The organism is Chitinophaga sp. 01L420, assembly GCF_056399985.1.
In genome coordinates this window covers 382,333-405,259 of the sequence record NZ_JBFTSK010000006.1, presented here as the reverse complement: position 1 = coordinate 405,259, position 22,927 = coordinate 382,333, and the positions used below count along the sequence as shown (strand labels likewise).

At 44.7% G+C, this 22,927-nt stretch carries 12 protein-coding genes; 7 read left to right on the top strand and 5 right to left on the bottom strand.

The features are described 5' to 3' along the window. The first annotated feature begins 18 nt into the window (after positions 1-18). Both AC1DP6_RS09040 and AC1DP6_RS09035 read left to right on the top strand, forming a co-directional pair. Positions 19-1,953 carry an ATP-binding protein gene (locus AC1DP6_RS09040; RefSeq protein WP_477054536.1) on the top strand — a complete coding sequence of 645 codons (1,935 nt, stop codon included), beginning with the start codon at positions 19-21 and terminating at the stop codon, positions 1,951-1,953. Then, positions 1,950-3,869 carry a sensor histidine kinase gene (locus tag AC1DP6_RS09035; protein WP_477054535.1) on the top strand — a complete coding sequence of 640 codons (1,920 nt, stop codon included), beginning with the start codon at positions 1,950-1,952 and terminating at the stop codon, positions 3,867-3,869. The genes AC1DP6_RS09040 and AC1DP6_RS09035 overlap by 4 nt, the downstream gene beginning before the upstream one ends. An 87-nt stretch (positions 3,870-3,956) precedes the next feature. On the opposite strand, the gene AC1DP6_RS09030 is transcribed toward AC1DP6_RS09035, so the two are convergent. Further along, positions 3,957-4,970 carry a beta-ketoacyl-ACP synthase III gene (locus AC1DP6_RS09030; protein ID WP_441573651.1) on the bottom strand — a complete coding sequence of 338 codons (1,014 nt, stop codon included), beginning with the start codon at positions 4,968-4,970 and terminating at the stop codon, positions 3,957-3,959. Positions 4,971-5,161: 191 nt separating this feature from the next. Between AC1DP6_RS09030 and ruvA the strand changes: the two genes are divergently transcribed. The 5 genes from ruvA to AC1DP6_RS09005 all read left to right on the top strand — a co-directional run bounded on the left by ruvA (position 5,162) and on the right by AC1DP6_RS09005 (position 17,113). Continuing rightward, a complete protein-coding gene (gene ruvA, locus AC1DP6_RS09025) occupies positions 5,162-5,749 on the top strand; it encodes a Holliday junction branch migration protein RuvA (RefSeq protein WP_441573652.1) in 588 nt (195 codons plus the stop codon). Between the two features lie 36 nt (positions 5,750-5,785). Continuing rightward, complete coding sequence (gene sov, locus AC1DP6_RS09020) at positions 5,786-13,054, top strand: T9SS outer membrane translocon Sov/SprA (RefSeq protein ID WP_477054534.1); 7,269 nt, start codon at positions 5,786-5,788, stop codon at positions 13,052-13,054. A 152-nt stretch (positions 13,055-13,206) separates the two neighbouring features. Next, complete coding sequence (locus tag AC1DP6_RS09015) at positions 13,207-13,548, top strand: hypothetical protein (RefSeq protein ID WP_477054533.1); 342 nt, start codon at positions 13,207-13,209, stop codon at positions 13,546-13,548. 63 nt (positions 13,549-13,611) lie between these two features. Next, entirely contained in the window at positions 13,612-15,894 is a 2,283-nt protein-coding gene (locus AC1DP6_RS09010; RefSeq protein ID WP_477054532.1) for a TonB-dependent receptor domain-containing protein, read from the top strand. 4 nt (positions 15,895-15,898) lie between these two features. Continuing rightward, on the top strand, positions 15,899-17,113 hold the full coding sequence (locus AC1DP6_RS09005) for a sialidase family protein (RefSeq protein WP_477054531.1): 1,215 nt from the start codon (positions 15,899-15,901) through the stop codon (positions 17,111-17,113). Between the two features lie 104 nt (positions 17,114-17,217). Here AC1DP6_RS09005 and AC1DP6_RS09000 read toward each other — a convergent pair whose 3' ends face one another. The 4 genes from AC1DP6_RS09000 to AC1DP6_RS08985 form a co-directional block, all read right to left on the bottom strand. After that, complete coding sequence (locus AC1DP6_RS09000; RefSeq protein WP_477054530.1) at positions 17,218-17,379, bottom strand: hypothetical protein; 162 nt, start codon at positions 17,377-17,379, stop codon at positions 17,218-17,220. A 148-nt stretch (positions 17,380-17,527) separates the two neighbouring features. After that, entirely contained in the window at positions 17,528-18,283 is a 756-nt protein-coding gene (locus AC1DP6_RS08995; RefSeq protein ID WP_441573658.1) for an SDR family NAD(P)-dependent oxidoreductase, read from the bottom strand. A gap of 32 nt (positions 18,284-18,315) precedes the next feature. After that, a complete protein-coding gene (locus AC1DP6_RS08990) occupies positions 18,316-20,244 on the bottom strand; it encodes a gliding motility-associated C-terminal domain-containing protein (protein ID WP_477054529.1) in 1,929 nt (642 codons plus the stop codon). A gap of 64 nt (positions 20,245-20,308) precedes the next feature. Further along, complete coding sequence (locus AC1DP6_RS08985) at positions 20,309-22,927, bottom strand: PKD domain-containing protein (protein ID WP_477054528.1); 2,619 nt, start codon at positions 22,925-22,927, stop codon at positions 20,309-20,311.

Here is a 22,927-nt window from a genome sequence, read left to right as displayed (position 1 = left end):
GATTGTTGATTCCCAATTATGGTATGGATGCGCCATGCGGGCCTTTGTTGTCTGCTATTCCTTTCAAAAACATTGTGCGGGCAGCATAATGATATTACAGCAATTAAGCATGCGTTATCGGGGATAACGGATAGCGCGAAGTATGTGGATGCGCTAAACAGGCTTTCGTCCCTGTATCTTCCCTGTCAGCTGGATAGCAGTGGCGGGTATGCAAAAACGGCTAATGACATCGCCACGAGGATTCACTACGATAAAGGCCACCGGGACGCCCTGCGTGGCCTGGGCCGCTATTATTCCCTGCGCCCCCATCGTTACCTGTCTTTCTTATTTTATGATAATGCATTAACAGCCTGCCGGGCTGCCGGTGATTCAACAGGTGTAGCGGTATCGCTGATGAACATCGGTACTTATTATCAATACCAGGGTAAACATGCGGAAGCACAAAATTACCTGAACAAGGCATTGAAAGTAACCTGGGCGCCCGGGCTGGATTCTGTGCGGGCATGGGTGCTGGTGAACTACTACCTGGTGAATGCGGGAGATACGGCGGCATTGGCATTTGCACAAAAGGCGCTGCAACAAGCCGTGGCACTTACTGCCAGGTATCATGACAGGTTAGGGATGTTGTATGTGCAATTATTTGAGGCCCATGAAGATCTCCGGGCAGGAGAAATAAAGAAAGCAGAAGAAAAGCTGAAAAAAGTAATATGGGTAGCCGACAGCGCAGGACTTAATTACATCGCCATGTATGCCTGTGCACAGTTAACAGGTTACCGGATCTGGCAAAGAAAAGCGGATTCCTTACTATATCAGCAGCAATCAGTCAACTATGCCGTTGCCGGTGGCTATACCGGGTTAATGCTGCCAGTGGTGACTAGCTTGTTTAATTGGTACCAGCACCGGAAGGATGCCCGGCAGGCCGCAGTATACAGCCGGATGGCCCTGCATATTATGCAACAGCAACAGGAAGATATGCAGGCAGGAGAAGCAGATTACCTGGCCTATAATTTCGGAGATGAGCTGATGGACTCTTTGAGAATGCAACACCAGTCGCAGCGAGAACAACTGGAACATACCCAAACGACTAACCATTTCTGGTACTACCAGCTCATCATCATCACAGCTATCGCCATACTACTGGTGATATTGCTGACTTATTTTATCCGGGCTTACCGGCTTTCAAAGATTAACAGCGCCAGCATGGCCACGTTGCAGGAAGAAATCCGTAAAGGAAATAAAGCATTACAGGATAGTGATGATTTCAAGAATAAGCTGATCTCAATGATAGCACATGATTTCAGAACACCTCTGCACAACATAGTTAATATTACCGGGTTTATAGATGAAAAAGCGCTCAGTGTAACAGAGGCGGCAGAGATGATCCTGGAGGTAGAACAAACCGCTACCACCACGCTCGGGGTATTTGAAGAAATATTAAAATGGATACGTACCCAGCTGTCGGGCTTTGTATATCATCCGGAAATATTTTTGCTGGCAGATATGATCCGTACAGTAACACAGAGTTTACAGCATTTATTAAACGAAAAGAAAATACAACTAATAACAAATATCCCAGAAGGAACAACTGTGTTGGCCGATTTTGAAATGCTGCAGTTCATTCACCGGAATTTTTTACACAATGCCATTAAATTTTCGCCTGAAAATGGTGTAATAACGATAAAGGCTATACGGAATAATGGATGGCTGACAGTTTCCTTTACAGATGAGGGTTCGGGCATTGATGCGGTGGTATTGCCATTGTTATTTACCTGGAACAGCAAAGCCTATGAACAGGAGCGATCCGGCAAAGGCGCGGGGCTGGCGTTGATCATCTGTAAAGACTTTATGGATAAAATGGACGGGGACATTAATGCACAAAATAATGAGCAGCAAGGGAGTACTTTTTATTACCGGCTCCCGGAATCGTTGAAAAGCGCACCAAGCGAGAAATGAGAAAAACCTCTACTGAAGCATGTTATAAACATAAATTAGCTGCCTTATGGTTAGCTGTTGTATGGCTGTGCGCAGTATACAACGCAAACGCGCAAAGTCCGCAACTACCTGAATTGTTGCAGGAACTGAAAACGACGAAGGACAGCAGTCACTATGTAAATACGTTGGGCAAGCTGGGGGCGTTGTACATGATGATCAACATCGACAGTAGCTTTTTGTATGCTATCAGAACATATGAAGTATCTGACAGACTGCATGATAAAAAAGGTTTGGCTGATGCCTATGATGTGTTGAGTTTTTGCTTTGCGCTGAGAACAGATTTCAACATTGCCGGCATCTATGCGTACAGGGCATTACAGTTACATAAATCATTGTCTGACAGTGCGCGTATCTGCAAAACCCTCAGTAATCTGTATCTCTATTACAGGAATATGGGCAGACCGGTAGATGCCAACAATTATTTTTATGAAGCCTTTAAGATGGCCAGCCGGCTACCGCCCTCAGCAGATTCGATATACAGCATACTGTTGGTAAATTATGCGATGCGGTTTTATAATGATACTACCCGTAAGGACTCCGTACAATGGGCGTTTCGAACCGCACGGTGTATTTCGGAAAAATACCCCCGTAGCCGCCTGCCACTATATATTGACGCCTATGAGGCAGATACCCTGGTAATACAAGGACGTGGAAAAGAGGCGGAAGTAAGGATGAATCAATTGGCTGCCGAAGCATTGAAACGAGGATTGTTATACGTAGCGATGGATATATATAATCGCATGGAAAACTACCACGGGATGGGATATACGATAGACTCCACCCATTACCGGGAGTTATCTTATGAACTGGCTAAACAAGCAGGCTGTATAGAATTAAATCTTGCTACCATTGCCGGTTTATATGACTACTACCGGTTGGCAAATGATACGGACAAAGTGAATTATTATAGCGGTGAAATCATGCGGATGGCCGCTCAACATCGCTATCAGCCGGACCGGGATGTGGTGAATTATATCGATTATTTTTTAAAAGAACAGGCCTTACGGCAGCTATCCAAAAGCAACCTGCAGCAGCAGCAGGAACTGGAAAAGGGGAGAATAAAAAAACTGAACAGCCAGTTTGTGATAGCCGGGTTATTTATTATTGTGATCCTGTTATTCATATTGCTTTTCAGCCGTTATCAGCAATACAGTGCATCGCAGGAGCAGGAACGGAAACTGTCAGATAGTTATGCCGACATTTCGCTGAAGCGTGTAGCACTGCGGGCCAATGATGAGTTTAAGAATAAGCTGATTACGATTATCGCCAATGATTTCAGGGCGCCGCTGTACTACATTTCAAATGTAGCGGGGCGGTTAAAAGATCATGAAGAAGACCCAGTGACCATGACTGCGCTGATAAAGAAGATAGCAGATGTTTCCGGCAGTACATTGTGTGTTTTTGACAATATCCTGAAGTGGATACGCCTGCAGTTAGCGGGATTTGCGTATCACCCTGTCCCGTGCCGGTTGTATGATGCGATACAGACAGTACTGAAACCTGTATATGCCGCTATTACGGAAAAATCTTTGGTGGTGGTGAACCTGGTGCCGGAGGACTTTACCTTACCCGCAGACGGGGAAATGCTTCGCATGGTGCACCAGCACTTATTGCGGCTATCTGTACATTATGCCCAGCCGGGAAGTTTGCTCATTATTTCTGCCTGGAGAAATGAAGGACTGATATATAGCCGCATCATTGCAGATACCGGGGCAGATGCGGCTGTCATTATAAAAACCTTATCGGACTGGCAACAGGATGTGTACGCACTGAGTTATGCTATTACAAAAGACTTTATTGATAAAATGAATGGTGGCTTACAGGTAACGGAGAGTGAGGGGAAATACCTGGTATTTACGGGGATATTTACGGGATAATATAAATCCCGGATGCCCGTACTGCGTTTCTGGAAAATTTCTTTCTGAAACAAAGTATGGGCATCCGGAAATCAAAAGATGCTATTTTTATTTTTTTCCGTATTGATCGCCATCGTATGCCCAACGGATATAGTTGGCACCCCAGGTAAATCCGCCGCCAAAGGCCGCCATCATGATGTTGTCGCCTTTTTTGAGGAATTTTTCATAGTCCCACAGGCACAAAGGAATAGTACCCGCAGTGGTGTTGCCATAGCGGTGAATATTCATCATTACCTTTTCATCGGGAACGTTGATATACTGGGAAGTGGCTCCAATGATACGTTTGTTGGCCTGATGAGGTACCAGCCATGCGATATCTTCGGAGGTCAGGTTATTACGTTCCATGATATCTTTTGCTGCACCCGCCATGTTAGACACCGCATATTTAAACACCATTTTGCCTTCCTGGTATACGAAGTGTTCACGGCTGTTTACTGTTTCAACAGTTGCGGGTTTAACAGAGCCTCCGGCCTTCATGTGAAGGTATTCACGGCCATGGCCATCACTTTTCAGGATGCTGTCAATTAAGCCATATCCTTCGGTGTTGGCTTCCAGCAGTACGCCGCCGGCGCCATCGCCAAAAATGATGCAGGTAGTCCTGTCGGTATAGTCAATGATGGAACTCATTTTATCAGCACCAATTACCATTACTTTTTTGTAACGGCCACTTTCAATAAAGCGGGCACCGGTATCCAATGCGTATAAAAAGCCTGAGCAAGCAGCACTGATATCAAAGCCGAAAGCATTTTTAGCACCGATTTTATCGGTTACTACGTTGGCTGTAGCTGGGAAGGTCATGTCCGGGGTAACAGTGGCCACAATTAACAGATCAATTTCTTCCGGAGAAATGCCTCTCTTGTTGCAAATTTCAAGAGCTACCGGTACACACAGATCAGATGTCCCTTTCCCTTCTCCCTTCAATATCCTCCTCTCTGAAATGCCCGTCCGGGTTATTATCCAGTCGTTTGTTGTATCTACTAATTTTTCTAATTCCTGGTTGGTTAGCACGTAATCGGGAACATACCCACCCACCGCTGTAATAGCGGCCGTTATTTTATTCATATAAACTAAATATGTGTTTAAAACGAGGCGTAAAAATACGATATAAACGTATATTTCCTAAAAAAGTCGAATATGACGAACTTTAACGATTGACAATCCGTTAAAAGTTAGCATCTTTGCCCCGGTTTACCCGAAATACATTATTAATCAATTTCCGAAAGTTTAATTAAATTACTGAACCTTTACCTTGTATGATTGCTTATCTGAATGGAAAATTGGCGTATAAGTCACCAGCTCTTGTTCATCTGGATGTGAACGGAATCGGTTATGAAGTACAGATTAGCCTCAATACATATTCCAGGATACAGAATATGGAAAGTTGCAAACTGTTAACCTTCCTCCAGATTAAAGAAGATGCGCATACGCTGTACGGTTTTTTTGAAGAGGCAGAAAGGAGTCTTTTTCTCCTGCTGATAAGTGTTTCAGGTGTAGGGGCCAATACCGCCCGAATGATGTTGTCGTCTTTACAACCAGAAGATATACAACGTGCTATCATGATGGAAAATGAGCGGATGCTCGAAAGCGTGAAGGGGATCGGCGCTAAAACAGCCAAAAGAATAATACTCGAACTGAAAGATAAAATAACGAAGCACAAGGATACCGGAACACATTTATCTGCTACTGTAAACAATACAATGCACGAAGATGCGTTAAATGCTCTGATAACTCTAGGCATAGCCCGGAACATGGCAGAATCGGCAATTCAGAGAGTTATGAAAAATGAGCCACTATTGCAAAACTTGGAAGAGCTCATAAAGAAAGCCCTGAAAAGTTTATAATAAATACATAAAATCCTCTATAAAAACCTATTTTTCTTGGCAAGAAAAACATACTATGGTGCTTTTGCCGTGATAGCAATTGTATCCTTTATCATTGTTGACACTGCCGCTAGGGATCGTTCTGGGAATCTGAAATTATCAAGAAGGAGCTGGAAGCCGGATACCACCATTACAGGTCAAACCAAAATCGATACTACCGGAAAAAAAGATACCTTGAAATACCCCCTTCAGGACAGACGCGGCCCCAATATAACGGATCCGGGGTCCAGAAGTGGTATTGATCTGAAGGATCCCGCAAATATCAACAAAACAGTAGAATACGATCCCGTTACGAAGCAATATACGGTTACCGAAAAAATCGGTAGTCAGTATTATCGTAACCCTACCTACATGAGCTTTGACGAGTTCTATAAACTGCAGTCCCACCAGAGTGAACAGGATTACTGGCAAAAAAGAGCCAGCGCCCTCGGTAACCTGAACCAACGCAGCAATGGTCCCGCACTGTATAATGGCAATAACCTCTTTGACCGCATCTTTGGCGGCAGTAAAGTAGATATACGCCCCCAGGGTAGCCTGGACCTCACCTTCGGTTATCAGGGCCAGAATATCAAAAACCCCGTACTGGTAGAACAAGCCAGAAAGAACGGCGGGTTTAATTTTGATATGGGGATCAACATGAACGTAGTAGGTAAAATCGGGGATAAACTGAAACTGATCACCAACTATAATACCCAATCCCAGTTTGATTTTGAAAACCAGGTAAAACTCGAGTATACCGGCTATAATGATGAAATTATCAAGAAAATAGAAGCCGGTAACGTTAGCTTTCCCCTGCGTAGCTCCCTGATATCCGGGATCCAATCACTTTTTGGGGTGAAAACACAGTTACAGTTCGGACGTTTAACTGTTACAAGTGTACTCTCTAATCAGAAATCACAGAAGCAAAATCTCATGCTCAAAGGCGGTACCCAGGTACAGGACTATAACCTGAGAGCAGATGAGTATGAAGACAACCGCCACTTCCTTTTGGCCCAATTCTTCCGTGATACMTTCAATTATGCCATGTCTAACCTGCCAATCATCAGGTCACTGACAAATATTACCCGTATGGAAGTATGGGTAACCAATAAAACCGGGGCTACTACCCAAACGCGTGATATCGTGGGTTTAATGGACCTTGCAGAACAGAATCCTTTTAATAAAACAGCGATACGCGTTAATACCACTTCCAAACTGCCGGACAGAGGAACCAATGACCTGTATTCCAATCTGATCCGAGATCCGATGAGCCGGAATACGGGAACTGTCGTTAGCCGATTGCTCGCCTTAGGCTTGCAACCGGTCTCGGAATTTGAGAAAACATTTGCCCGTAAACTTGATTCTACAGAGTACATCTATAATAAACAACTAGGTTTCATCTCCCTTAACCAACAATTACAGGCCGATGAAGTGCTGGCAGTTGCCTATCAGTATACCTACAACGGAAGGGTATACCAGGTGGGTGAATTTTCGCAGGATGTACCTCCGGACCAAAACAACAGTGCCAATCAGCCTGTCCTGTTCCTCAAATTGCTGAAAGCAACATCTGCCCGTCCTACCTTACCCATATGGGACTTGATGATGAAGAATATTTACGCCACCGGCGCCTTCCAGGTAAATAAGGAAGATTTCCGGATGGATGTATACTATAAAGATCCGGGTGCAGAAGGCCGTCCACCCAGTGATAAACGTTATATCCCCGATGCAAAAGGCGATTTCGCCGGTGCCCCTATCATTACCATTCTTAACCTCGACCGATTGAATAACCAGCTGGATCCGCAACCAGATGGGGTGTTTGATTACGTGGAAGGCTATACGATAAACTCCCTGACTGGTAAAATCATGTTCCCGACACTGGAACCTTTTTCTGCCGGCCTTAAAAAGGCGTTCGGCGGAGATGCGGCACTGGAAAAGCAATACCTCTATAATGTACTGTATGACTCCATTAAAGTGGTGGCCCAGCAGTTCCCACAACTGAACCGATACGTGATACGTGGTTCCTATAAATCGGCCAGCTCCTCAGAAATTAACCTGGGCTCTGGTACCACCATCCCGCCAGGATCCGTTACGGTGACCGCCGGCGGCCAGCAACTGCGGGAAAATGTGGATTACATTATTGATTATAACCTGGGCAGACTGAAAATTATTAACGGCGGGGTGCTGAACGCCGGCGTACCTATTAATGTACAGTTTGAAAATAATGCGCTGTTCGGGCAACAGGTCCGCAACTATTTTGGTACCCGACTGGATTATATCGTCAATGATAAATTAAGCCTGGGCGGTACAATAGTGCGCATGAGTGAAAGACCTTATTACCAGAAGGTGAACTACGGAGAGGATCCGATTAAAAATACGATGGTAGGTTTGGATGCGAACTATGCTTCCGAATGGAAAGGATTAAACCGCTTCCTGGATAAGTTGCCGAACTATACCAGCTCTTCTCCATCTAATATATTGTTTACCGGTGAAGTAGCCCGTTTGTTCCCCGGCCATAGTAAGCTGGTGAATGAACCTGGCAGCAAACAGGGTACGGCTTATATAGATGATTTTGAGGGCGTGAAAAGTGGATACGACCTGAAGTTTCCGGCTACCAGCTGGGCGCTGGCCTCTACACCTAAAGGAGCTACAGATGCCTCCGGCAGGGTGATGTTCCCGGAAGCAGAATTGAATAATGTGCTGGATTACGGAAAAAACAGGGCAAAATTGGCCTGGTACATCATTGAACCTACTCTTCAATTACCGAAATCACCAAGTCTGCCGTCAGGGATTACGATAGATGATCAATCCGACCCCCGCTCGAGGTTAGTATATCAGAAGGAAGTATTCAAAAACAGGTCTACCGACTTCGGACAAAGCCAGTTGAGTACCCTTGATCTGGCCTATTATCCTACAGAAAGAGGCCCTTACAACTTTACCAACAACCCGATCATGATGAGCCGGGATGGTTTGCTGGCAAGGCCACAAACCCGCTGGGGTGGTATCATGAGGGCGATCGACAACAGTGATTTTGAAACTGCGAACATTGAATATATTGAGTTCTGGATACAGGATCCATTTATTAAACAGCCCAACAGTTCCGGTGGTGCGATGTACTTTAACCTCGGTAATGTATCTGAAGACATCCTCAAAGATTCCAAGAAATTCTTTGAAAACGGGATGCCTGATCCGCACCAGGATCCTAATAAGATCGATTCTTCCAAATGGGGCCGGTTACCGAAATTCCAGCAGCAGATCACCCAGGCATTTGATAATGATCCTAATATCCGCAGCTACCAGGATGTGGGTTACGATGGTTTGAAATCACAGGATGAAGGTGCCTTCTATAAAACATATATGGATACACTGCGAATGAACTTCGGAGGTAGCCCTGTATATAACCAGGCAGTGCAGGATCCTGCCAATGATGATTACAAACATTATCGTGATCCGACATATAACGGAATGAACATTCTGCAGCGCTATAAAAGATATAGCAATCCGGAAGGGAACTCTCCGGTATCTGATCCGAAATCAACTTTCTCCTCTGCGGCCACCAATATTCCTGAATCAGAAGATCTGAACAGGGATAATACGATGAATGAAACAGAGGAATACTTCCAGTATAGAGTGGATCTGAAACCGAACATGCAGGTAGGTACCAACTTTATTGTGGATAAGATAGAGGCGGATGTAACCTTACCCAATAATCAGAAAACAACAGAAACCTGGTACCAGTTTAAAGTACCATTGAACCAGTATAACACGAAAGTGGGTAACATACCGGATTTCAAATCCATCCGTTTCATGCGTATGTTCCTGACCGGCTTCACGGATTCCGTGATCGTACGTTTTGCCAAGCTGGAACTGGTACGTAACCAATGGCGCCGGTATATGTATGAGCTGCGTCCGGGGGATCCAATTCCATTGGACAACTCTACTACCTTTAATTCTTCTGCTGTTAATATTGAAGAAAACTCTTCCCGCACACCTATTCCTTATGTGTTGCCTCCGGGAGTAGTAAGACAGAATACAATCAGCACCAACAATACTACACTGCAACTGAATGAGCAGTCTTTATCCGTACAGCTTTGCAATCTGAAAGATGGTGAAATGCGTGCCCTGTACAAAACGCTGAATATGGATCTGCGTCAATATAAAAAACTGCAGATGTACATACACGCGGAAGCAGTAGGTGCTGCTACTGCCCTGAAAGACGGACAGATGCAAGCCGTGATCCGTATTGGTAGCGACTTTGTAAGTAACTATTATGAGTACCGCATTCCGCTGAAAGTAACAGACTGGAATGGTCCTAAAACCGCTTTGGACATCTGGCCGGAACGTAATAACATGGAACTGGTGATGTCTCAGCTCAGTGCATTGAAGCAGAAACGTAACATGTGTGATTCCTGCTCTCCGATACTGCCTTACCCGGCAACACCAGTAGCCGATCAGTATGGAAACTTTATGACGGTAGTGGGTAACCCTAGTTTGGGTGACGCCCGCACCATGATGATAGGTATACAAAACCCGAAAGATGACGGACAGCCACATTGCGCTGAGGTATGGCTGGATGAACTGCGCCTCTCTGATTTTGATGAGAAAGGTGGTTATGCTGCACTCGCCAGGGTGGATGTACAACTTTCCGATTTAGGTACCATCTCTGTTTCCGGTAACATGCATACCGCCGGTTTCGGAAATATTGATCAGCGCGTAAATGAAAGGTTCAGGGATAACTTCCTGCAATATGATGCCGCTGCTAACCTGGATCTTGGTAAACTATTACCAAAGAAAGCAGGTATCTCTATTCCAGTATATGCCGGCTATTCACAGTCCGCCAGCAATCCGGAGTATGATCCTTATGACCTGGATATTAAACTGAAAGATAAAATGGCCCTGGCCAGAAACCGTGCGGAAAGAGATTCTATCCGGAAAAATGCCCAGGACTTCACCTCTATCAAAAGTCTGAACTTTACCAACGTCCGGAAATTGAATCTCGGTGGTGGTGGTAAACGACATCTGTGGGATGTGGAAAACTTTGATCTCAGTTATTCCTTCTCCCAGATATTGCGGCATAACCCGTTGATCCAAAATGATATGCTTACCAAGCACCGTGGAGGATTAGGGTACAACTACGCCGGTCAGCCGCATTACCTGGAGCCGTTTAAGAAACTGATTAAAAGTAAATCGCACTGGCTGGACCTGATCCGCGACTTCAACATTAACTATGTACCAGCTATCCTGAGCTTCCGGGTAGATATATCCCGGCAGTTTGGTGTTACCCGCGTACGTAACGTAGGTGGAGATGTTAAGTACCAGCTCCCCGAAACCTATAATAAATACTTTACGTTCGACAGGTATTATACCGTGAAATGGGATCTTACCCGTAGTATCAACTTTGAGTTCAATGCGGTGAATAACGCACGTATTGATGAGCCAAACGGCCGTTTAGATGATGCAGCGAAGAAAGACACGGTACGCAGGAACTTCTTCAAAGGTGGGCGTAACACCAACTACATGCACAACGCCAACTTCACCTATACGCTGCCTACTTCCAAATTCCCGGCACTCAGCTGGACCAATATCGCATTTGGCTACAGCACGGAATACCGGTGGACAGGCGCTTCACAGCTGGCATTGTACCTGGGTAACGCAATAGAAAACACCCAGCAGAAAACACTTACGGCAGAATTTAAGTTTACAGAACTCTATAACAAATCGAAATTCCTGCGACAGATCAATGCCCGCAAACCGCAGACTAACAACAACAATAACAACAATAATCAGAACAACAAAACTGCGGCTAATCAGCCAAACCAGAATCAACCTGCCTCCGATGAAATATCGCCGTGGGTGAAAGGATTGCTGAAACCGCTGATGATGCTGAAACGGGTCGGATTTAACTATAACGAAAATGCAGGTACCCGGTTACCGGGATATATAGACAGTAGCAAAATTATAGGTATGAACTGGGCCACTATGGCGCCAGGCCTCAATTTCGTATTTGGTTATCAGCCGGATAGAAAGTGGTTGGACAAATTTGCACAAAAAGGACTGATTACGCCGGACACCTTATTTAATATACAGGCCCAGCAACAGTTTACGCAGAGATGGGATTTACAGGCTCAATTGGAACCTTTGAACGATCTGCGTATAGACCTGACCATGACCAAGTCGTTTACCAAAACGCATACAGAACTGTTCAAAAATCTGACAGATCCGAGCAACTTCCAGCACCTGAGTCCATACGATGCGGGCGGTTTTGAAATCACCTATATTGCTATCAAAACCATGTTTGGTAAAATCAATACATCGGATGGTATTTCAAATACCTTCCGGAACTTTGAAGCTTACCGCAACCAGATCTCAAAAAGATTAGGTGCCATCAACCCCTACAATAAAGATCCGGGCGTACCAACAGGAGATCCTAAAGATCCAAACTACGCATACGGTTATACCAGGTATGCACAGGACGTGCTGATACCGGCATTCCTGGCCGCATATACCGGAACCTCGCCCGATAAGATAGCCCTGTTGAAACAAGGAAATGATAACGTGAAAAGCAATCCTTTCAGTAATTATATTCCTAAACCCAACTGGAACATTACATATAATGGGCTGACCAAGCTGGAACCTTTCAAATCATTCCTGACCAACTTTACTGTCAGACATGCTTATACAGGTTCACTCAGTATGAACTCCTATAATACCTCTATGTACTTTGAAGATCCGCGGCTCACCGGCTTCCCGGCGTTCAGGGATACCGTATCCGGAAATTACTTCCCTTATTTCCTGGTGCCTAACCTTACGCTGACAGAGTCCTTCTCTCCATTGCTGGGAGTGGATCTTACATTCGTAAATAGCCTGAATGCCAGGGTAGAGTTCAGAAAAAGCCGTTCCCTGAGCTTGAGTCTCATTGATTACCAGCTAACAGAAGTACGTTCCAGTGAAATTATTATTGGAGCAGGCTATCGTGTAAGAGGGGTTCAATTACCTTTCTCCTTCAGTAAAAATGGTGGTAAGAAGCTGCAAAACGATATGAACTTCAGACTGGACCTGAGTTTCCGGGATGATAAAACTGCCAATAACCGGTTGGATGCAGATTTATCGATTCCTACCAGCGGGCAGAAAGTAATAGGCATATCGCCGTCTATTGACTATGTGGTGAATAACAGGTTGAACCTTCGTTTCTTCTATGACAGAAGACAAACCATACCAGTAATATCTACCTCGTACCCGATTACCAGTACCAGCGGAGGTATTACGTTCAGGTTCGTATTGTCGCAGTAAGAAAGTATTACACATAAACGGATTTATGGATAGATCATAAACGAGCGCATTATGCACGTTTTTCTAACCATAAATCCGTTTTTCTTAATATTGGTTTGGTAATTATTTCCTAGGTTTGCGGCGTGAAAGGGTTCGCTATTATATGCATATTTATGGGGTTGTTGCTGCAGAATTTCAGCAGAAGCCTTATTGTGATGCAGTTTAAGGTGAACCAGTCTTATATCGCCAGTGCCCTTTGTGAAAACAAAGACAAGCCCCAGATGCACTGTAATGGCCGCTGTCATCTTAAGAAAGAGCTGGACCGGGATGCACAACAGGACCAGAATAATAATAACAATAAAGAAAAATATGAAGTGATGTTTGTAGAAGCGATCCAATCGTTTGATGCAGCACCATTACCTGATCAGATTACATTTATCTCTTTTTATAAGGCCCCTCACCCGGATACACTTGTATCATCTGTTTTCCACCCGCCCCAGTCAGTAGTTTCCTGACGTTCCTTTATACTACCTGACTAACTCTGTTTGCTACAGCGAACAGTAAACTATTTTATTTACATGAAACAATGTTGTTTACTCATCATTGCGTGTATAGCTGCGTATAGCAGTAATGCACAGCAATTACATGGGCGTGTGGCTGATGTGCAAACCAAAGAAGCTTTACCTGGTGTGAATGTAAGACTGTTGCATGCCGCAACAGGATGCAATACCAATGCACAGGGCAAATATGAATTATCAGCGCCCACTACCGACTCTATTGAAATATCCTATATCGGCTACATCACCCGGCAGATAGCCGTTGATGCTGCCGCGCATATGCCGGTGATCTATCTCCAGCAAAGAACTACCAATCTGAATGAGATCATCGTTTCCTCTTCCCGGGACAAGCAGGAGCGGACAGCTGTTCCGGTGGCCATCAGTACCATCTCTGCCCAAACATTGAATGATACCAAAGCCACTACCCTGGACCAGGTATTAAATAAGGTAAGCGGAGTTTATATGGTGGATCTGGGTAACGAGCAGCATACCATGGCTATCCGTCAGCCTATTGGCTATAAAAGCCTGTTTTTATATCTGGAAGATGGTATACCTATCAGAACAATAGGAGACTTCAACCATAATGCGCTGATAGAAATAAATATGGCTGCATTGAGGAACATTGAAGTTATTCGTGGGCCCGCCTCTTCTTTATATGGTAGTGAAGCAGTAGGTGGTGCTGTAAATTTCATTACCGCCTCGCCTACGCTGGTACCTACCGCCAAAGTGCAACTGGAAGGCAGTAACTGGGGATACCGAAGAGCGGATTTCAGTGTATCCAATACCGTTAAAAAAGTGGGTTTTGCAGTCAGTGGCTATTATGCCAATCAAAGCAATGGCTACATGGATCATAGCGACTTTCATAAGCTGGCGCTAACGGCGAAAGTAGATTACCAGATCAATGAAAAAACGAAGTGGACCAATGCTGCCACCCTGATCAATTATAAAACGGATCAAACAGGCGGCCTTGATAGTACCCGTTTTTTTGAAAAAAACTACCGCAATTTCCAGACGTTCACCTACCGCGAAGTGAAAGCATTACGTATACGCAGCACGCTGGATCATGAATGGAACAGTAGCAACCATACTACTTTTACGGGCTTCTTCCGCAATAATACCATCGGGCAAAATCCCTTTTATGCGATACAGGATGTGAGAGGTACACAAAAAGCCAATGGGCAGATCAATAAGGATGGATTTAACAGCTATGGCATTATTGTACAGCATAAGAAACAATTTCACTGGAAGGATGCCGCATTGATAGCAGGTGTGAGTGCGGATTACAGCCCTGCTACTTATGTGGCGGATTATATTGCAATCACAAAAGATGCAGCGGGTTATTATGCCAGTTACCGGCAAACAGATTCTTTACTAACTGATTACCGGGTAGGATTGCTTAACAGTGCGGTATATACGCAATTTGAATTTTCACCGATACAGCAAATGAGGGTGGTGGCCGCGTTGCGCTACGACCGGATGGATTACAATTTTGAAAATCATTTAACACCATCTGCATATACCGGCGCGCCCAGTGAGCGTAATAATTTTAATGCGCTTACGCCTAAGCTGGGACTTACTTATAACCTCGGAAGTAACAGGGGTTTGTATGCCAATTACAGTGTGGGTTTTGCACCTCCTAATATCTCGGAATTATATACCGGTGTTAAAGTCCCCGTATTGAAATCTGCTACTTATCAGAACTATGAAGCAGGTGGCTGGTTTGGGTTTGCCAATCATAAAGGATATGCCGATCTGAGTATTTATCGTATGAATGGCAGCAATGAAATTATCAGTGTGAGAAATGCTGATGGCGTTTATGAAAACAGGAATACAGGTGCTACTACGCATAGTGGGATAGAGTGGAATGTAAAATATGCACCTGTTAATAGTCTGCTGATACGCAGCAGTGGTACATATGCGGAACATCTTTTTAAAGCTTATGCAGATGGTAGTAAAGTATATACTGATAACCAGATGAATGGAGCCCCTAAATGGATAGCCAATACAGAAGTTACCTGGAAGCCTGCTGTACTGAAGGGTTTCAGGATCGGTGCAGAGTGGCAGCATATAGGTAAGTACTTTATGGATGCGGCCAATACTTCGGTGTACAATGGGTATGATTTATTTAATGCAAGGGCAGGATATGTATTTAAAGGATTTGAATGCTGGCTCAACTGCATGAACATTGGAGATCAGTTGTATGCCACCACTGCAGAGAAATCTGCATATGGAAAAACATACAGGGTTGGCCCACGGCAGACGTTCAACTTCGGCGTTGCTTATACATTTACCGGGAAAAATTAAAGAGATGAAACCAATTGCAGCCGCGATATTGTTGTTGTTGACGCTATCCTGCCATCGCAGTGGGATACAGCCGGAAGGACCGGTAGTAGTATCACACGCAGGAAAGGATGCTTCCTGTCCTTTTATGACGAAAGATACAGATGGCCACCCGGTGATTAGCTGGGTGGAAAAAGATAGTAGTGCAGACACGGGGCTGATGTACTATGCTGTATCTAACGATAACGGGCATACGTTTTCTGAACCGGTTGTTATTCCGGCTACCACCGGTGTTTTTCCGCATGATGAAAACCTGCCGAAGCTGTTGTTTAAACCGGGCGGCACTGTCATTGCGCTGTTTGGGGTAGAGGCGAATGATCCGCGTAACAAGTATGCAGGTAAAGTTATGTATACACAGTCGTTTGATCATGGCAAAACCTGGCAGACAGCAGTGCCGCTGGTAACGGATACTGCGGGGTATGATCAGCGTTATTTTGATATGGCTTTATTGCCGGCAGGAGAGGCTGCAGCTATCTGGCTGGATAACAGGAAGCAAACTAACGCGGAAGGTTCAACGCTTTATTTTGCAGTGACAAGCGGGCAAAGTGGTTTTCAATCTGCGATGCCGGTAGCGACTACCATTTGCCAGTGTTGCCGTACCAAAATGTATGTAGCTGATAATGGCAATATTCATCTTGCCTACCGGGATATCATCAACGATTCTATTCGTGATATGGTACACCAGGTATCTACCGATGGAGGTAAATCGTTTTCTACGCCGGTACGCATCAGTGCGGATAACTGGGTAGTGAATGGTTGCCCGCATACTGGGCCAACGCTGACCGCCAATAGTACCGGATTGCATTTCGCCTGGTTCACCATGGGCGGTGGACAGGGAGCGTTTTATTGCCGCTCTGCAGATAACGGCCAAACCTATACGCAAAAGGAGTCTCTCAGCAAAGCGCCGATGGCAAAACATCCGCAGATGACGACCATAAATGATCAGCTCCTGGTAGTATGGGATGAACCTGTAAAATGGAAAAATGATTTTAACAGCAGGGTGGGCTTTCAATACAAATCGGCCGATGGTAAAACAATAACGGCAGGTCTCCTTACGGCTGACAGCAGTTATGCAAATTTTCCGGTGATCAGTGCGGTGGGGGAGGATAAAGCACTGCTGGCTTATAAAAAACGCAGTGGAAACAGGAGTGAAGTGGTGGTAACCAGGTTAAATGTTCAGTAGGCTTTATCAGGGGGGATCCTGACTGAAAATAAATTGGGATGTAGATGATTTTCAGCAACGATGAGTTATTGAAAAATATCTACATCCCAAATTCTAAAAAATTCTCAGCTGTAACCCAAAGAAAAGCCTTTTTGTCCGGCCCAATCTTTACGCGATGCCCAACGACCGTAGTTACCTTTACGGGAGCTGCCAAAGTAAAGGCGCCATCCTTCTTTCCACGCGGGATAGTACAGACGTAACAAGTACATAGTGATAAATGTAAGCATAGGGATATGGTTTTCAATGTTTGGATAGTCAGTTAGTTTAGTCGCATTGGCATAAATTTTTTGCTGCTATAGCTATATGTGTGCAAAAAATATATAAATGTTTCCAAATATAATAACTCCTGTCGCAACATCAAATCACATCTATGTGTTATTTTTTATCTATGTAATAAGCATTGGCTTGTTGCAAAGGTGTCATTACCAGATCATTAATACAAACGTGCGGTGGCAGGGAGGTGCAATAGTATACCACGTCTGCTACATCCTGCGGTGTTAATGGAATAAAGCCTTTATACACTTCTTTCGCCTTTTCTTCATCTCCTTTAAACCTTACCAGCGAAAATTCTGTTTCTGCAGCACCGGGGTGAACGGCGGTTACTTTTATACGATAAGGGAGCAAATCAATCCGCATACCCTGGGAAATAGCGTCTACAGCGGCTTTGGTAGCACAGTAAACATTGCCTTTGGCATATACCAGTTTGGCGGCAGTAGAGCCAATATTGATGATATGGCCGGTAGTACGGGAACGCATCCACGGAATAACGGTACGGGACACGTACAACAGCCCTTTAACGTTGGTATCTATCATGGCATCCCAGTCATCGGTACTACCTTCGTCAATGGTGCTTAATCCGGCTGCAAGGCCCGCATTATTTACGAGGATATCAATTTTCCTCCATTCTTCCGGAATATTGCCTAAAACGGCTTTTACTTCCGCCTCATTTCTTACATCAAAATTTAATGCCAGAACATTTACACCAAATTCCTGTGTGAGTTGTGTTTGAAATGCATCCAGTCTTTCTTTCCGCCGTCCGGTTATAATCACATCATAACCTTTACCGGCATACGTAGTTGCACATGCCTGGCCAAAACCGGCAGTCGCTCCGGTGATAAGAACAATACCCATGAGATGTAATTTTTTATGCAATTTACAAAGGATCAGCGGATCAACGTTACTGTTCCTTTTCTCATGATTTCTTTACCCGTAAAATCTGTTCCCTGTAGTATCCAGATATACGTGTCCACAGGAGCCGGAGCGCCCCTGAAAGTACCATCCCATCCGGTACGGAAATCTGTGGATGCATAAATTTCCACTCCCCACCGGTTATATATGCGGAAGAATTTGTAGGTGGTGATACCTACGGGGATAAACCGGAAATGATCATTTTGCCCGTCACCATTAGGGGTAAAGGCGTTTGGCACATACATTTCCGGTCCTGTATAATATTTTACGGTCACTGTTGCATACCCAAAACATCCCTGCTGATTGGATACACGAAGTTTAAAAGCAATGTCGCGGTTATAGTTGAGTACCGGATTCGCGATGTTAGGATTGGTCAATCCGTCTGAAGGTGTCCACGAATAAAAATCACCACCGCTACCCTGCATTACGAGTGGCTGCCCCCTGGCTAGTATGGTATCGTGTCCTGCAAATGGATTGACTTCGTATATCCGTATGTTTTTTGTGACGGTTTTTTCGCACTGTTTATCGGTCTGCAGGGTCAGTGAAATCGTATATACGTCACCTTTAGTAAAGGTATGTTGGAGCGATCGTTGTATGCCGGGCGTAACAACACTATCTGTAGTACCGAAATCCCATACATGGGAAGTAATATTTCCATACTGGTATGAGGACGTATCATTGAACTGAATAAGATCACCTTTGCAGATTCCTGTGGAGGTAAATCCGGCTTTCAGTCCCGGGTAGTTGTTGATGGTACCCACTGCGCTATCTGTGCAGGAGAGTCCGGGGTTCACCACCATTTTTACTTTGTACACACCGGTGTCAGGATACTGGTGATAGAACATCGTTTTATTATCGGTAAGGGTATCGGTGCCATCACCAAATGTCCAGTAGTAGGTAGATGAATAACCCGCTACACTGGAATTGCTGATAGGAACGTGTAATGCAGGGTCATCTGTACAGTTATTCAGCACTGATGGAAAAGTGGCAGTGATCCTGGTCTGGCAGTTAAATACCGTCAACAATATGTCTTTGCTATGTGTGCCCAGGAATTTTTTTGTAAATGGATCGTACTCATTCACGCACACTGTTATTACATACTTTCCCGGTTTATTGGGTCTGCAGGTAATCAGGCCCTGAGCAGAAATGGATATGCCCGGGCTGCCACCCATTGGATTGCTGCCCGAATAAGGTGGTATATACCGTACAGTGGAATTATAGGGAGGTGGTGTGGTAGATGTGTTTTCATTGGTGCTGGAGCCGTCTGTTAATGCACTGCAAAGATTATAGGTCAAACTATCACCATCTTCGTCATACGCAGCGTAGTCCAGTGTAAAAGGCATAGCACTGCAAATAATAATGGATGTATCCTTATTGAAATAAGCGCTGTTGTTATTCGGTCTTGATTCTGTACCAGGAATAGTGGTATAATAAGTAGAACCTTCATGTTCTGAATCATATATGTTGTTCAGGTTTTCACCGCGGCAGCACCGTTGTGACGCTACGTAATAGCCGCCGGGAACAGGCGCCAGTTCTATCACTGCGGTATAGAAGGCTACTTCCAGGTGTTGTGCCTGTGGTGCCAGGCAAGGATTTTTCAGCGTATCAATGAGTGGACGTGTTTCAGAAATGTAGAGATATACAGAAGATAAAACTTTGGAACCATTGGAAGTAAATACGTTAGCTGTTACAGGGTTCTCGAATCTGTCGATACAACCTTGTCGCTCGCCACAGGTAAAATCTGCGTCGCGGTACAACTTGAGGGTGATGAGATAACGGTAGCGTGTATTATCTCCGCTCATTCCTAATGTCTTATAAAAAATTTCGCCACCAATAATATGATATCCAGCTGCGAAAATAGGGAACAAAAAGCAGCTCAATACCAGTAATACTGCTCTCTTCATGATTGGGGATACTGCTCTCTGAATTTAACAAAAAAAGAGCAGATCCGGTTCATTTCGGACAACTTTATCTTACGAGTGTGACGGTGCCTTTACGTTGAACAGTATTATTGTTGATATCCTTTCCTTGTACTACCCAAACATAGGTACCAATGCCGGCAGTCTGACCATTTACTGTTCCGTCCCATCCCTGAAGATAGGCTGTGGTGGAGTATACCAGCTTTCCCCAGCGATCAAATACGCGGAAAAATTCCATGGTTACAATACCTACCGGCAGTGGGCGGAAAATATCATTTAATCCGTCTCCGTTGGGAGAGAATGCATTAGGTATATAAATATCCGGCCCTTTAATAAAGCGGACGAAAATATTGTCGGTACCGGAACAACCTTCCTGCGTATAGGCGGTAACGGTATATGTAATGTCGTGGTTATACGTAGTAACCGGATTATAAATACTACGGTTGTTTAATCCGTCTGGTGGCATCCAGGTATAGCGTACGCCCCCGGTGGCATTTAGCTGAAATGGAGTGTTCAGCATAATAATGGTATCGTTGCCGGCAAAAGCATGCACTTTAGGCACTACTCTTACCAACGTGCTGGCAGTAACCGGCTTGGGACATCCGAGTGTATCCGTTACAGTTACTGTAAATAAAGTGGTGTCTACGGGGTGTGCTATAGTTACCGGTGAAGAAGCGTTATCCACATAAAAGGCTGGCGACCAGCGGTAATAGGCGCCGCCGGTAGCACGCAACGTTAAGGGTACACCAAAACAAACAGTGGTATCTGGAGCAGCGGTAGCTTTAGGAGGGTCTACCACTTTAAGACTAACGGTATCGGCCCCACGACATGTACCCAGCGCCACCTGTACTTCGTAGGTTTGTTTGGGTGGAGTTGGTATCACGTACACGTCAGGATTAAAGGATATAACGCTATTCCTGGTGAGGTCTGTCCAGCGGTAGGTATACAAACCATCGGCGGTAGTTTGTAAATGAATCTCATCATTTGTACACACCGTACTGTCAGCAATTGTTTTTACATGTATGGTAGTTCTTACATCTACCAATATATCTTTATCGTTCACACATCCCTGATTATCCACAAAAGTTACTTTATAGGTGGATGTACGTGGAGGAAACACGATAGGATCAGGCGTGTTGGGATTTAGTATAAAGTAGTTGTCCGGTGTCCAGTTAAACTTGCCTGGTAATGTGCTGTTGGCCCACATATGCAAACTGTCTTTGGCGCATAGTAATGTATCTGACGTGGCATTAAATGGAGGCTTGTCGTAAATAGTAATCGGATTGGTAATGGTTTGTTCGCATCCTTTATCATTGCGCACATACAGCTTTACAGCATAATTTCCGGGTGTTTTATACAGGTAGTTAGGGTTCGCCACATTGGTGGTGTCACCGTTACCGAAATCCCACTTATAATAAGCAATACCTCCGGCATCAGAGCGGGTAGGGGAAGAGTTAAATTTTGTTTCCTTATTCGAACAAAAGCCTGCAGCTGTAAATGCCGCTTTCAATACCGGGTACGCATACACGAGCGCGATAGCACTGTCACCACAGTTACTGTTTTTATCTACCCACATCTTCACTGTATATAAACCTTCTTTGGCGTAAGTATGCGTGAATGCAGCAGTACTGTTGGTAGCCAGTGTGGTGCCGTCTCCAAAGTCCCAGAAGTAGGGTTTTCCAAGTGTGCTGTTATTGGTGAAGGTGACGGTTAAACTGGTGCAGTCGTTGTATTTATCAGGCATGGAAGCGGTCACCTGTTTGACACAGGTAGTCACATTAATATGAAAATCTTTGCGCAGGGTGCCTATCTGTTTACCATTACGAAACTCTTTTACACATACAGTCACTACATATTTACCTGCTGTGGGGGCAATGCCTGAAATGATCCCGGTTTTGGGATCTATGGTAACAGTTGATCCAAGTGGGCTGCCACCACTGAACGGCGATATGTAGGAAACTTCCTCATAAGGTGGATTTTCCGCAGGAGGAGGTATGTTGTTATCGCCCGTAAGTGCTCCGCCTTTGAAGGCGTCACAGAATTCATAGGCGAGGGAATCGTGATCCTGATCTGATGCAGAGAAGTCGTAAGTGAATTTTTTACTGGCACATACCAGGGTGGCTTCTTCCTTATTGAATGTTGGACTGGAGTTTATTATTTGTACGTTGTCGATTTTACCCGGGATGTCAATATAATAAGTTGCACCGGTGCCCACATCCGGGCTGTTGGGGAGAGGCTCAGCTACTATATTGAGCATGAACGGATCGCGGCAGCAACTTGAAAAAGCGATGGTGTAACCATTGTCGTTAGCAGGTATTGTAATGTTGGTTGTAAACGTTCCTATCTGGTAACAGATCACTGGAGGATTCACAATGCAAGGGTCTACCTGCCCCAGGTTTTTCTCCTCAAAACCTGAGCGGGTGATTTGATAATCAGCGAGCTTACTGTAATTTTTTTTGTCGAAGGCAGAGAGGTAAACGGCATCGGGCATTTTGGCTATCCGGGGGCCATTACCGCAGATACGATATAATTTCAGGGTGATCGTATAGGTAATCATGTTGCCATTCCTGCTTACAAACTTATAGTATACCTGTCCGCCTATAATATGACTGGCCTGCGCCACCAGGGCGCACACCATGCATAGCAGGATGGCAAGTAGTTTTTTCAA